Here is a 14,327-nt window from a genome sequence, read left to right as displayed (position 1 = left end):
GCCAGGATCAACTCCGAGATTGTCTGCAAGCCGAATGCCAGCGGCGGCACCTCAACCGTTCAGGTCTTCCTGCACTGGAAGATATAGGTAAATCCGCGGAACTTGGAGTAGTTGCGCCCGCGTTCGAAGGGCACGACCGAAACCGAACGCCCATCGTCGGGAGGCCTATGCACACCCAGCATGTAAAGAGGATCGATCAAGCGCGCCCTAGGGTTGCGCCACTCACGCCCCCCGTAACGATTGACTGTCCAGGTCAAGGTATCGTCCTCGACCTCCCACACCTCCCAATGCACCTCGGGTAGATAGTGCGCATGCCCTCCGGGGCGGTAAACGCGCGCAAGCCGCTCACCGCGGGCAATCTTCTGTCCAGGCTTGAGCTTCGCGATCTCATCGTATTTCAGATGGTCGTAGACGGTGTAGTAGAATGCAGCGCCCTCGCCTTCGAGATTGAGATCCTCGGCCGTGTGAACGACAAGCAGCGCGCCTTCTTTCCCCCACTGCCAATCCGCCTCCCAGACTGCACGGACCGTGCCCGCGGCCGGCGCCAGAATCCACTCCCCGAGCTGGCCACCATCCACGCCCGAATGAATTTCGTCGCGGTGGGTCCCGTCGACGTCGAGCCAGCTCGCATAGAACGAGGTGAGGGGCGAGCAAGCGTATCCCTTGGGATAAACCGGCACCAATCCGGTCTTCCTTATGTCATAGCCCTTCTTCATCTCGCTGCCTTCGCTGGGTTCCAGGTACGAGTAGCCCCACGCGCTACACAGCACGAGCGCGGGCACAACGACTGCACCTAGCAAAAAAGACACCAACCGCATTCCGGCTTTGCCTGCGAGCGCCAACGACACAGAAAGCTCCATTTCCCACTGCCGCATTAAAATATTTACTTAGGCCGCATCGTCATTGCCCTTCAGCCCCGAATTGCAAAATTTTATGCGTTCATGGATAATTTTAACTTGAATTTACTAGTTATGATTCCGTTTAGCGGTAAATGGTTGGTTAATTCAAGTCGTTTCGCTACGCCTATTGACGATTTCGTAGGGACGGAGACATCCCGAGTAGGCGTTGCGTATGTTTTCGATATCTCAGATAAATTTGGCTCGCGCACATCGTGCCGCAGCAGAAATACGCGAACAAGCAGGCCGAAACGTCCGGTTTTCGCTGAGGCCAACTCAGCGCAATGCAATACTCGCGCCAAATCAACACAATCCTTTTCTCGACGTGTCAGTTTGGTACGTCCAGCATGCCTCCGCCCAGAAAACGGAGGGTTATTGTTCGACCCTCACCGAAACCGATTTCGCGGAATTCGCTCCAATTCGGCACACGGCCACGCGCGATCGCTCCCTCGCCACGCGTGCCCTTCTGCGTAAAGCGCTTTCGCAGGTCACGAACGATCGAACCCGAGCAACCGAATGGACTTTCGAACGGGGTGAGCATGGCAAGCCCATGCTGGGCAGCGCCCACCCGCAGCTCCACTTCAGCTGCTCGCATACGCCCTGGATGTCGGCAGTGGCCGTTTCACGCACACATCCAGTCGGCATCGACATCGAATGCGCTCAGCCTCGTTCAGAAGAGGACCTGACCGACGACTACTTCACATCGTGCGAACGGATGGCACTTTCACGCCTCCCCGTCGGCACGAGAGCCCAGGCACGAGCACGCCTTTGGGCCCTGAAGGAAGCCACCGTCAAGATGCTTGGCACGGGGCTTGCCTATGACATCTCGGAACTGGAATTCGACCCGGTACAAGACCGCCTGAATTCAAGCCGCGAAGGCTTTTCGAGATTGTCCGAAATGCGGATCGCGACCTGGTCGATCCGTAATGAAACACAACCTCTATCCGTTGCCCTCGCTGTCGGGATTTAGCGGGATAGAGACCAAGCACCTCCGAAGGGGGGAAATATGGCTTTGCTAGACACGGCTTGGGAGCCTCGCCGGAGGCGCGCCCCAGGAACATCGCCACGCCTCCTGCATCGCTTTTTCGAAGCGCAGGTCGAAAAGCGGCCAAATCACACCGCTGTGGAGTTCGCAGACGAAAGTCTGACATACAAAGAACTCGATCAGCAGGCGAACAGAATTGCCAACACTTTGGCCGCCCGTGGCGTAAAGCCCGGCGACCTAGTCGCGTTGTATCTAAAGAAGTCTCCGCGTCTCTATGCGGCCATGCTCGGCATCCTCAAGGCCGGCGCCGGCTATGTGCCGATAGATCCCAGATTTCCGCTGGAGCGCATCCGCGCCATCCTCGATGACTCTCGGGCGAAGTCGATCATCACCGAGCATCCCCTGGCAGGCGAGATCGACGGCCATATCGGAACGCCCATTCTGCGCCTCGACCTCAATCGGGACGAGATCGCACGGCAATCGCCGCGCGCCGTCGCAGGAGGCGACAAGGTTGACCCGCAGTCCCTCTCCTACGTCATCTACACATCCGGATCGACGGGACGCCCGAAGGGCGTCATGATCGAGCACCGTAACGCGGTCGCATTCGTACGAAGCCTGAAGAGCATCTACAGGCTGACCGCCGACGACCGCGTCTATCAAGGCTTTTCGACCGCATTCGATGCCTCGGTTGAAGAGATATGGGCCGCCTTCTCCCGTGGCGGAACGCTCGTTGTCCCAACGGAAGATGTTGAACGCTCGCCCGCAGACGTTGCCGAATTCATCAATGAGCGGGAGATAACCTACTACTCGACCGTTCCGACGATGCTCTCGATGATCGATCGGGATCTGCCGACCGTACGCACCCTCGTGCTTGGCGGCGAGGCCTGCTCGAGCGAGCTTGTGGCACGTTGGGCAAAACCCGGCGTCCGGATGATCAACACTTACGGCCCCACAGAGGCAACTGTTGTCGCTACGTGGGCTGATTGCGTGCCGGGCGAGACCGTCACCATCGGCGTTCCGCTGCCGGGATACGCGACATACGTCCTGGACGAGAACTTGCAGCCGGTGGAGCCAGGCGAATCCGGCGAACTCTTCATCGGCGGCCTCGGTGTGGCTCGCGGCTACATGAACCAGGAGGCACTCACAGCCGAGCGCTTCATATCGAACCCGTTCGTCGCCAACGATGGCGACCGTCTCTATCGCACATCCGACCACGTCCGCCTCGGCGACAATGGCGAACTCTATTTCCTTGGTCGCCTAGACGATCAGATCAAGATCCGCGGTTTCCGCGTCGAGCTGAGCGAAATCGAAGCTGTATTGATCGAGCATCCCGCGATCAAGGCTGCTGCAGTCCGCGTCGTCGACATTGAGGACATGAAACAGCTCGCGGCTTACGTCGTCTGCGAAGGCGATGGGGCCTCGCTCGATCGCACGTCGCTCGCCGAATTGCTGCGAGCCCGCATGCCGTCCTACATGATCCCGCAGTATCTCGATGTACTGCCCACATTGCCGGTGACGACCAGCGGGAAGATCGACCGCAAGGCTCTTCCTTCCCCGCAAAAGCTGTTCGCCGACATCGGCGTTGTCGTGCCGCCAGCGGATGAGCTCGAACGTAGCGTCGCTGAGGCGTGGCAGGAGGCATTCCGCCTGTCGCAGATCTCCGTCGAAGCGGACTTCTTCCGCGATCTCGGCGGTCACTCGTTCCTCGCCGCCAAGACGGTGACGCTCATGCGGCGCGCCACCGGCGCTACCCGCCTGTCGGTCCGCGACGTGTACGAACACCGCACAATCCGCGCGGTCGCGAAACACATCCGAAAGCTGAACCCGTCGCAGACGGGAATGAACCCCGCCACGCGGCTGGCAACAGACGCGCGCACCTTGCCGCCCGCAGAACTCCCGAGCGATGTCGCCTTCAAGAGCGTGCATCCCGTCGTCCGCTGGACCACAGTGGCGCTGCAGGCGCTCGCGGCCACTCTGTACTACGGGATCATGGCTGCGCCCCTCGCCTACACGGCGTTGATCATTACGGCTGTGGCGGACGGCCATATCGGCTGGACCCATGCGGCATGGATTTCGACGATCGTTGGATTTGCAGCGTGGCCATTCCTGCTCGTGCTCAGCATCGCGGTCAAATGGATCGTCGTTGGTCGCTATATCCCCGGCCGCTATCCGCTATGGAGTTTCTACTACCTGCGTTGGTGGATCGCGAACCGCTTCCAGGCTCTGGCCTGGGCCGAGATGTTCAAGGGCACGCCGCTCATGAGCCTCTACTGGCGCGCGATGGGCGCAAAGATCGGCCGCAATGTGACGATCTCCACACCCTTCTGTTCGGCCTTCGACGTTATCTCAATCGGCGACAACTCGAGCGTCGGTCTCGAGACGCAGCTCCTCGGCTATCGCGTCGAGGACGGATGCCTCGTCATCGGCCCCACCACGATCGGTAACGACTGCTTCATCGGCATGCATTGCGCCGTCGGACTCGGCGCGACGATGGGGGACGGCGCACGCTTAGACGACATGTCGCTCCTCGCAGACGGAACCGAGATTGCGGCCGGCGAAGGTCGCCGCGGGATCCCGGCAGCACCCGCAGCCGTGACCGTGCCCGAAGCGAAGCCCGCGGCCCAGCGCTTCAAGACCGTGCGCAGCCTCGGACACGGGCTGAAGCGCATGCTGTTCGGCGCGCTTCACCTCGCTCTCATCTACGTGATGGGCTACTTCCTGCTCGCGACGAGCCTTCCCGCGATCGCGCTCGTGCTCACGGCTTTGTACTTTGGTGGCCCCACGTGGGGGATCATCGCCGCATTCGCGTCCGTGCCTGTTTGGCTTCTCACCTACACGCGCAGCGCGATCATGCTGAAGCGTCTGCTGGGTCCCCTCAAGGCCGGGACGTTCTCGCTCTACAGCGTGAGCTACCTCCGCCACTGGTTCTCGGCCTATCTTCTCGAGAACACCAAAAACATCCTGATGCCGGTGTACGCGACCGTGTACCTCCCGGGACTACTGCGGGCATTTGGCGCCAAGATCGGCCGCGGCGTCGAGATCTCGACCGTATCTCACGTGTGCCCCGACGTGCTGGAGGTGGGTGAAGGAAGCTTCCTCGCCGATGCGTGCCTCGTCGGAGGCGAGCGTATTCACAATGGCAAGGCCGAATACGGAGCCGTCCGCATCGGATCGAAGACGTTTATCGGCAACAGCGCGCTCGTGTCTGGCGGTCACACGATCGGAGACGGCGTCCTGATCGGCGTCGCATCGACACCACCCGCCGATACGGCCAATGTCCCCGACAACACCCGTTGGCTCGGCGCGCCGGGATTCTCTCTTCCCAACACGCAGAAAGACCTGTGTTTCGGGGAAAACGAAATATTCACGCCCACGATTTGGGCGCGGATGGAACGCGCCGCCACCGACGCAGTCCGCATTCTCCTGCCCGGCCTGGTCGGCACGGCCTGCGCTATCGCGTTCGTGAGCTTGCTCGTAGCTGCCTTCCGGACGCTACCCATCCTATATGTCATTGCGGGAATTCCCTTCGCCGCGATGGCCATCTCACTCGCGTCGGTCGTCATCACGGCGATCCTCAAGAAGGTGCTGATCGGCGCCCACAAAACCGTGGTCAAGCCGCTCTGGTCGCGCTTCGTCTGGCACAACGAACTCGTCAACGGCGTCTACGAGAGTGTGGCCGCGTCTGCCATGGCCCCGCTCATGGGCTCGCCGATGGTGTCGCCATGCCTGCGGATGATGGGGTGCAAAGTTGGCAAGTGGTGCTTCATCGAAACGACGCTCTTCTCTGAATTTGACCTCGTCAAAATCGGAGACCGCGCCGCATTGAACCTCGGAGCAACCATCCAGACCCACCTTTTCGAGGATCGCGTCTTCAAAGCGGATCACCTGAACATCGGCCCAGGCTGTTCGGTGGGCAACATGGCGGTCGTGCTCTACGGCACCGAGATGGCTCCTGGTTCGGTGCTCGGTCCTCTGTCGGTACTTATGAAGGGTGAATCACTTCCCCCGCATACACGCTGGCACGGCATTCCCTGCGAGCCCGTCGCGGTGCCAACCACAAGCGCAGCAGACATCAAAGCGGTCGAGAAGCGCACCCTACCGGAAATCATCGTCGTTGATTTCCCGACAGCTGCCTAAATCCAACGCCCAGCAGACCGCCAAGTACAAGGCGGTCTGCTGCGAAAGGCCGTGCTGCCACACCGTACCTGCAAGCATCGTGTTGTAGCAGCGCAGATGCGCGCCGTAGCTCAGAAAATGCGCCGGCATTCGACTCAACCACGCGTGTCGCGCGTGCATCTTCAACGAAGCATTTTTCTCCCTATCCAGAAATAGCCGCGCGAATCCCAATAAGGTCGCCACGCGCAGGCGCAAACGCGTTTGCATTGAGACTGTGCTCGTGCCGGAACCAACGAGCTTCATTTGAAACCACAAACGTCCGTTCGCACGATGGAGCATTCGCGTATCGGGGCGCTCAAAGCAGGACTTGTTGCGATCGCAATGATGACCGCCGGCGGATGCGCTGTCGGTCCTGATTACATTCCGCCACCCGCACCCGTACCTCCTGCCTTCAAGGAATTGAAAGGCTGGAAAATCGCGGAGCCCCTGGACACGTTCGATCGCGGCGCGTGGTGGTCGGTCTACCACGACGACGTACTCGACGGGCTGATGCGTCAAGTCGAAGTCTCGAACCAAAATCTCGCGGCTGCCGACGCCGCCTTCCGCCAGGCGGCCGCTATCGTTCAGCAAGCGCGCGCCCAACTCTTCCCGGTATTTGGGCTCGACTACAACGCCGTTAGATCGCACACCGGACCGGCTGCGGCCGCAGCCGGATCAGGCTCACCTGGACAGGCGATTGGTCTGGCGCAAACCAGGACGACCGTGACACTCGAGACGACGGGCAGTTGGGATCTCGACGTCTGGGGAAAGATCCGGCGCACGATCGAAAGCGATGTCGCCAATGCCCAGGCAAGCGAGGCGGACCTTGCCAACGCCCGTCTGTCCGCCCAGACGCAGCTCGCAACGGCCTACTTCAATATGCGTGCGGCCGACTCGCTTCAGCGCATTCTGAACGAAAGCGTTGCCAACTTTAAGCGCACACAAAAGATCACCGAGAACCAGTACAACCAGGGCACTGTTGCCCGCTCCGACGTGGTCGTCGCCCAGACGCAGGTCAAGACGACCGAAGCCTTGGAGATCAACGTCGCCATTCAGCGCGCCCAGTTCGAACATGCGATCGCAGTCCTGATCGGACTCCCGCCGGCTGAGCTGACGATCAAGCCGAAACCGCTCGGAACGAAGGTTCCGACAATTCCGGGAACCCTTCCGTCGCTGCTGCTAGAGCGGCGACCGGACATCGCCGCAGCGGAGCGGCGCATTCAAGCACAGAGTGCGCTCATTGGCGTGACGGTAGCCGCCTACTTCCCCGACATATCGGTCTCCGGATTCATCGGATGGGTAGGTAACCGCGCGTTCCCCATTTCTGTCGCAAACGAGGTGTGGTCCATCGGCGGTGCTCTGAGCGAGACGCTCTTCGATGGGGGTCTCCGCCGCGCTCAGGTCATCGCCCAGGAAGCCACGTACTACCAGTCCGTCGCAACCTATCGCCAGACCGTGCTGACCGCCTTCCAGCAGGTCGAGGATCAACTCGTGGCCCAGCGCGTCCTCGCCAAGCAGGCCACAGCCCAGAATGAAGCCGTGACCCTCTCGCGCAAGGCGGTAGAAATCGCACTCAACGAATACAAGGCCGGCACGACATCGTTCACGACGGTTGTTACCGCTCAGTCGACACAGCTCACGAACGAGCAGGCCGCACTGACGGTTCTCCAGAACCGATACTTGGCGACGGTCAACCTGATCTCGGCACTCGGCGGCGGATGGGATACGAGTGACATCCCGGACTATGAGATGCTGCGCCACTGGCGAGGCTGCATCAGTATTCGCGACACCATCGTCGGCAATATTCCACCCGAAATGCCGCCTTGCCTGTAAGCAGGCCCCCGGTACTTCACTCCGCCGGGCTGGGAGGCCGTCCCCAACGCGTCCGCAGCGCTTCCCTCCGGCCCGCCCACCATTGACTGAATTCATCGACATAGAGATAGACGATCGGCGTCGTGAACAGGGTGAGAAGCTGGCTCGCCATGAGCCCGCCGACAATCGATATTCCGAGCGGCGTCCGCATCTCCGCGCCTTCGGCCGTACCCAGCGCAAGAGGCAACGCTCCGAGAGATGCTGCAAGAGTCGTCATGAGGATGGGGCGGAAGCGGAGCAGACAAGCCGTCCGGATCGCCTCGCGCGAACTCATGCCCCCGCGCTCTGCCTGCAAAGCGAAATCGATCATCATGATCGCGTTCTTTTTCACGATACCGATAAGCAGTATCACGCCAATCAATGCGATGACGCTGAATTCCTTGCCGCATATCATCAGCGAGAGAACGGCTCCTACGCCGGCCGACGGCAACGTCGACAATATGGTGATGGGGTGAACGTAACTCTCATAGAGAATGCCGAGCACGATATAGACGGCTGCCAGCGCCGCCGCGATAAGAATAGGCTCGCTGGACAATGAGGCAATGAAGGTCGCCGCAGTACCTGAGAATGACCCTGTCACGGCCGCGGGCATGCCGAGACTGTTTTTAGTATGCTCAATAAGCGCAGCCGCATCGCTGAGCGACTGACCCGGCTTCAGATTGAACGAAATGGTAGTTGAGGCCAGAACGCCCTGATGATTGACAGATAGAGAGGCCTTTCCCTGCCGGTAGCGCGTGACGGCGCTGAGCGGCACCATCTTTTCGACACTCGTACTGACCGGAGTCCCGCTCGACGCGATGCTGTTGCCCGAAGTTCCGATGGAGTTCGTGGCTTGGTTCCGCGCAGCATCTGATGCGATCGCAGCCGCATTTCCCGCAGCGTTGCTCGTGGAGGAACCCGTCGAACGCCCGCTGACTGCTCCCGCCGGCAGATTGGTCGTCTGGGTTCCACTCGCATTCGTTGGGGCCGTGCTGACGTAGATATCGTGCAAACTTCTGGGATCCTGCCAATACTGCGGCGCGACCTCCATCACCACGTGATACTGGTTCAGTGGGTTGTAGATCGTTGAGACCTGCCTCTGACCGAACGCATCATAAAGCGTATTGTCGATGGCATTCGCGGTTAGGCCGAACCGGCTCGCATCGTCGCGATCTATTGTGAGATTCGTCGAGAGCCCGTTTTGCTGTTGATCTGAATTGACATCATCGAGCGCACCGGACTTCTGAAGCGCAGCCGTTAGCTTGTCAGCCCATTCGAAGAGCAAGGCAGGGTTCGCGCTCTGTAGCGTATATTGATAGAGCGCGGCCGACTGGCGTCCGCCAACTTTGATGTCTTGAACGGACTGAAGATAGACGCTCGCTCCCGGTACTTCCGCCATCTTCTTGCGTAGCCGCGCAATCACTTCATCCGCCGTTGCCCTTCGCTGGTCGATGGGCTTCAACGCCACGAAGATAGAGCCGCCGTTGACTTGGCGTCCGCCCGTGAAGCCAACGACATGCGCAACAGCATGATCGGCGCGAATGATAGCCACGTACTGCCGAAGCTTGGTCTCCATCGCCTGGAACGAGATGCTCTGATCACCCTGAATTGTTCCGATGATCCGGCCGGTATCGGTCTGCGGGAAAAGCCCCTTCGGCACAACGGCAAACAGCGCGACATTGAGGGCAATCGTAAGACCCAGGATCACCATGACGAGGCGCGGGTGACGCAAGGCCGTATCGAGGGCGCGGGCATAAGCACCCACCAGGCGATCGAAGCCACGTTCCACCGCCTTGAAAAATCGGCCGGGGTTCTCGTCCCGGCGAAGCGGAAGAAGTCGCGAGCACATCATCGGTGTGGTCGTCAGCGAAACAACGAGAGAAATGAGAACCGCGATCGACAGAACCACAGCGAACTCTCGAAATATCCGGCCGACGATGCCCCCCATCAGCAATATCGGTATGAACACCGCGATGAGGGACACGCTGATTGTAAGGACTGTGAAACCGACCTCTCGCGCGCCTTCGATGGCAGCGGCGCGCCGGGACATGCCCTCCTCCATATGGCGCGAGACATTCTCCACAACGACGATCGCATCGTCGACGACAAATCCTGTCGCGACAATCAGGGCCATGAAGGAGAGATTGTCGAGGCTGTAGCCCAGAAGGTACATCGGACCTAACGTGCCGACGATCGAGATGGGCACGGCAATGGCGGGAATAAGCGTGGCACGCGCATTGCGCAAAAAAATGAACACCACGACAACAACCAGGGCAACCGCTATCACCAGCGTGCGCCCAGTTTCCGCGAGAGCTGTCCGGATCGTTGTCGTACGATCCATGATCGCGGTAACATCCACGCTGCCCGGCAGCGACTTCTGCAGCTCAGGCAAAAGGGCCTTCACCCGATCGACGGTGTTGATGATATTGGCGCCTGGCTGACGGTAGACGATCGCAAGCACAGCGGGCTTACCGTCCGCAAGGCCAAGATTGCGCAAATCCTCAACCGAATCCTTCACCTGCGCCACATCCGTTAGCCGAACCGGCGCTCCGTTTCGATAGGCCACCACCAAGGGACGATAGTCACCCGCCTTAGTCGCCTGATCGTTGGATTCGATCTGGAACCGCCGCTCGCCATCCTCGATCGCCCCTTTGGGGCTGTGCGCATTTGCGGAGGCGAGTGCTGCGCGCACGTCCTCGAGCCCAATACCGTATTTAAAGAGCGCGCTCGGGATCAGCTCCACGCGTACCGCAGGGAGCGCGCTGCCGCCGAGATCGACGTTGCCGACGCCCGAAACCTGCGAGAGCCGCTGCTGTAGAACCGTCGCCGCCTCATCGTAAAGCTGTCCTTGCGTCATCGTATCCGACGTGACTGCGATGATGAGGATCGGGAAGTCCGCCGGATTGACCTTGCGATAGGTTGGATTGCTGCGCAGGCTGGATGGAAGGTCCGCACGAGCGGCATTGATGGCGGCCTGAACGTCGCGCGCTGCGCCATCGATATCGCGGCTGAGATCGAACTGAAGCGTAATCCGTGCCGTTCCGAGCGCGCTCTGCGACGTCATCTCCGAGACCGCGGCCAGCTCTCCCAAGTGGCGTTCCAGAGGCGCCGCCACACTCGAAGCCATCGTTTCCGGACTGGCGCCGGGAAGCTGTGCCTGGACCAGGATGGTGGGGAAATCGACTTCAGGCAACAAAGCCAAGGGCAGGTTTGGAAACGCGATGATACCGAACAAGGCGATGCCCGCTGAAATCAGCGTCGTCGCCACCGGCCTCGCAACAAAGGGAGCCGACAGGTTCATGGCACCCTTCGCCCGGCGGAAAGATCCGACGCCTCTTCCTCCTGCCACCCGATGCGCCGATTGAGCCGATCAAACGCGAGGTAGATCACCGGGGTCGTGAAGAGCGTCAGAAGCTGACTGACCGTCAAACCCCCGACGATGGCAATGCCGAGCGGTTGGCGCAATTCAGCACCTGTGCCACCGGCCAGCATCAACGGCAACGCGGCGAATAATGCGGCCATTGTCGTCATCATGATGGGCCGGAAGCGAAGCAGGCACGCCTGAAAGATCGCGTTCCGCGGGGGCATCCCCTCCTCCCGCTCAGCACGGATAGCAAAGTCGATCATCATGATCGCGTTCTTCTTCACGATTCCGATCAGAAGCACGACACCGATCAGAGCAATGATATCGAACTCCTTGCCCGCGATGATCAAGGCGATGAGAGCGCCTATGCCGGCGGACGGGAGTGTCGAAAGAATAGTGATCGGATGGATGAAACTCTCGTAGAGAATGCCGAGAACGATGTACATCGTCACAATCGCAGCCAGTACGAGCAAAAGCTCGTTGCCGAGCGAGCTTTCGAATGCCAGCGCCGCACCTTGAAACTTGACGACGAAACTCTCGGGTAGTCCGACGTCGCCCTCGACCGACCGGATCGCGTCAACGGCTTCGCCGAGCGAGACCCCCGGCGCGAGGTTGAACGAGATCGTAGACGACGGGAACTGTGCGAGATGACCAACCGATAGCGGCGCGTATCGCGTCGTAACGGTCGCGATGGCGGAGAGTGGCACCTGCGCCATCGTTCCGGTCGAAGACGGCAAATAGAGTGCCGAGAGATCCGTGATGCTTTTCTTCAATGACGGATCTGTTTCTAGAATCACCCGATACTGATTGGATTGCGTGAAAATCGTCGAGACAATTCTCTGCCCGAAGGCATCATAGAGCGCATTGTCGACGGTAGCCGGCGTGATCCCGAAGCGGGCAGCCGTCGCCCGATCGACCGTAACATCAACCGTCAAACCCCTGCTCTGCATATCGCTCGCGACGTCGGCAACTTGGGGAAGCGTCTGGAGGCGCGCGACAACAATCGGAACCCACTTTTCAAGCAGAGACGCGTTGATGTTCTGCAACGTGAAACGGTATTGCGTAGGAGCGACAGCTGCATCGATTGTGAGATCCTGAACCGGTTGCAGGAACAAATCGCTGCCGGCTATCCCTGCTGTAGCTTGCTTGAGGTCCTGCATGAGCTCGCCCACAGAGCGTTTGCGTTCCCCGAGAGGCCGCAAGCTGATCAGGAACCGTCCCTGATTGAGCGTCGCATTGCTGCCATCGACGCCGATCAGCGACGACAGGTTGGCCACGTCCGGATCCTTGAGAATGGCCTCTGAAAGCTCATGCTGTCGCGACACCATCTTGGCGAACGAACTCGACTCGGACGCTTGAAAAATGCCCTGGATCATCCCTGTGTCCTGCACCGGGAAGAAACCTTTGGGCACGACCACATAGAGCGCTGCCGTCAGCGCCAGCGTCAAAATTGCCACGGCGAGTGTGAGAGGTTGGTGTGCGAGCACCCACGTCAGACCGCGTCCATAGGCAGAAATCGTAGCCTCATAAGCCCGGTCGCCCCATCCGCCGCGGCCTCTTTCCGCCCTTGGAGGCTCTTGTTTCAAGATTTTGGCGCACAGCATCGGCACAAGCGTCAGCGAGACGATCGCCGAAACCACAATGCTAACCGCCAAGGTTATCGCGAACTCATGGAAGAGCCGGCCGACGACATCGCCCATAAAAAGCAGCGGGATCAGAACGGCAATCAGCGATACCGAGAGCGAAATGATCGTGAACGCGATTTGACCGGACCCCTTGATTGCGGCATCGAGGGGCCGCTCTCCCTCCTCGATATAGCGCGTGATGTTCTCGATCATGACGATAGCGTCGTCGACGACGAAGCCCGTCGCAATCGTCACCGCCATGAGAGACAGGTTGTCGAGGCTGAACCCGAGCAGATACATGACGCCGAACGTGCCGACAATCGAGATCGGCACCGACAGACTTGGAATGAGGGTCGCGCGAACGTTGCGCAAAAACAGGAAAATAACGAGCACCACGAGCGCCACCGCCAGGTAGAACTCGAACTGTGCGTCAGCCACAGAGGCACGGATCGTCGTCGTTCGATCGCTCAACACCGACAACTCGACGCTGTTCGGCAAGGCAGCCTTGAGCGCGGGCAGCAAACGCTTGATGCGGTCGACCACATCGATAACGTTGGCTCCGGGCTGCCTTTGAACATTGACGATGATGGCTGGAACGGTGTTGGCCCAAGCGCCGAGGTGAATATCTTCCGCCCCGTCGACGATCTTGGCGACATCCTTTAGATGAACCGGAGCCCCATTCCGATACGCGATGACGATGTCACGAAAGGCTGCGGCATCCGGCAGTTGGTCGTTGGCATTGACCGCAAATGAGCGGGAAGGTCCGTCGAAGTTCCCCTTCGGAATATTGACGTTCGAGTTGCCGATGACAGTCCGCAGGTCGTCGATGTTGAGCCCATGCGCCGCCAGCGCGCGCGTATCCGCCTGGATGCGCACGGCTGGCCGCTGACCGCCGCTGAGCGTCACCAAACCAACGCCAGGAATATTCGAAAGCTGTTGCGCGAGCCCAGTCTCGGCAAGGTCGTGCATCTTGTTCAGCGGCGTCGTTTTCGAAGTCAGCGCCAGCGTGATGACAGCCGCGTCGGCCGGATTGACCTTCGCGTAGATCGGGGGCGCGGGCAGGTCTGAGGGCAGCAGATTGCCCGCCGCATTGATGGCAGCCTGCACCTCCTGCTCGGCAACGTCGAGACTGAGATTGAGGTCGAACTGGAGTGTAATGACCGACGCACCGCCCGAACTCGTCGACATCATCTGGTTGAGGCTTGGCATCTGCCCGAACTGCCGCTCGAGCGGAGCGGTTACCGATGCCGTCATCACTTGCGGGCTGGCACCGGGATAGAACGTTTGCACCTGGATCGTTGGATAATCGACCTGCGGCAAGGCCGACACGGGGAGCTGCATGTAGCCGATGAACCCCGCGAGCACGATCGCGACCATCAAGAGGGTCGTCGCCACGGGCCGGTGAATGAAAGTGCTGGATGGATTCATGACTTGAGCCGCAGCACGCTTAT

7 protein-coding genes are annotated in these 14,327 nt (G+C 60.0%); 3 read left to right on the top strand and 4 right to left on the bottom strand.

Going from position 1 to position 14,327, the window contains the following annotated elements; all coding sequences use genetic code 11:
* Nucleotides 1-59: 59 nt before the first annotated feature.
* Nucleotides 60-848: a M23 family metallopeptidase gene (locus VHO05_RS13620; RefSeq protein WP_329647125.1), complete on the bottom strand. Its 789-nt coding sequence runs from the start codon at nt 846-848 to the stop codon at nt 60-62.
* A gap of 661 nt (nt 849-1,509) precedes the next feature.
* Here VHO05_RS13620 and VHO05_RS13615 point away from each other — a divergent pair.
* Together VHO05_RS13615 and VHO05_RS13610 are read left to right on the top strand one after the other, a co-directional pair.
* A complete protein-coding gene (locus VHO05_RS13615) occupies nt 1,510-1,866 on the top strand; it encodes a 4'-phosphopantetheinyl transferase family protein (protein ID WP_329647124.1) in 357 nt (118 codons plus the stop codon).
* Nucleotides 1,867-1,902: 36 nt separating this feature from the next.
* Entirely contained in the window at nt 1,903-6,018 is a 4,116-nt protein-coding gene (locus VHO05_RS13610; protein ID WP_329647123.1) for a Pls/PosA family non-ribosomal peptide synthetase, read from the top strand.
* On the opposite strand, the gene VHO05_RS13605 is transcribed toward VHO05_RS13610, so the two are convergent.
* A complete protein-coding gene (locus tag VHO05_RS13605; RefSeq protein WP_329647122.1) occupies nt 5,977-6,264 on the bottom strand; it encodes a hypothetical protein in 288 nt (95 codons plus the stop codon). The two genes, VHO05_RS13610 and VHO05_RS13605, sit on opposite strands and share 42 nt — an antisense overlap.
* A 36-nt stretch (nt 6,265-6,300) precedes the next feature.
* On the opposite strand from VHO05_RS13605, the gene VHO05_RS13600 reads away from it, so the two are divergent.
* Nucleotides 6,301-7,869 (top strand): efflux transporter outer membrane subunit, encoded by a 1,569-nt coding sequence (locus tag VHO05_RS13600; protein ID WP_329647121.1) that lies wholly within the window; start codon nt 6,301-6,303, stop codon nt 7,867-7,869.
* A 16-nt stretch (nt 7,870-7,885) separates the two neighbouring features.
* Here the strand turns inward: VHO05_RS13600 and VHO05_RS13595 are convergent, their stop codons facing one another.
* Nucleotides 7,886-11,188 carry an efflux RND transporter permease subunit gene (locus VHO05_RS13595; RefSeq protein ID WP_329647120.1) on the bottom strand — a complete coding sequence of 1,101 codons (3,303 nt, stop codon included), beginning with the start codon at nt 11,186-11,188 and terminating at the stop codon, nt 7,886-7,888.
* Nucleotides 11,185-14,304: a multidrug efflux RND transporter permease subunit gene (locus tag VHO05_RS13590; protein ID WP_329647119.1), complete on the bottom strand. Its 3,120-nt coding sequence runs from the start codon at nt 14,302-14,304 to the stop codon at nt 11,185-11,187. The genes VHO05_RS13595 and VHO05_RS13590 overlap by 4 nt, the downstream gene beginning before the upstream one ends.
* Between the last annotated feature and the right edge of the window lie 23 nt (nt 14,305-14,327).

Source organism: Hyphomicrobium sp., from assembly GCF_036262015.1.
GTDB lineage: Bacteria > Pseudomonadota > Alphaproteobacteria > Rhizobiales > Hyphomicrobiaceae > Hyphomicrobium_C.
This window is presented reverse-complemented; position numbering and strand designations above follow the sequence as displayed.

Coding starts and splice junctions, on each gene's coding strand:
- VHO05_RS13610 (WP_329647123.1), top strand. CDS start 1,903: ATGGCTTTGCTAGACACGGCTTGGGAGCCTCGCCGGAGGCGCGCCCCA.
- VHO05_RS13605 (WP_329647122.1), bottom strand. CDS start 6,264: ATGCAAACGCGTTTGCGCCTGCGCGTGGCGACCTTATTGGGATTCGCG.
- VHO05_RS13595 (WP_329647120.1), bottom strand. CDS start 11,188: ATGAACCTGTCGGCTCCCTTTGTTGCGAGGCCGGTGGCGACGACGCTG.
- VHO05_RS13590 (WP_329647119.1), bottom strand. CDS start 14,304: ATGAATCCATCCAGCACTTTCATTCACCGGCCCGTGGCGACGACCCTC.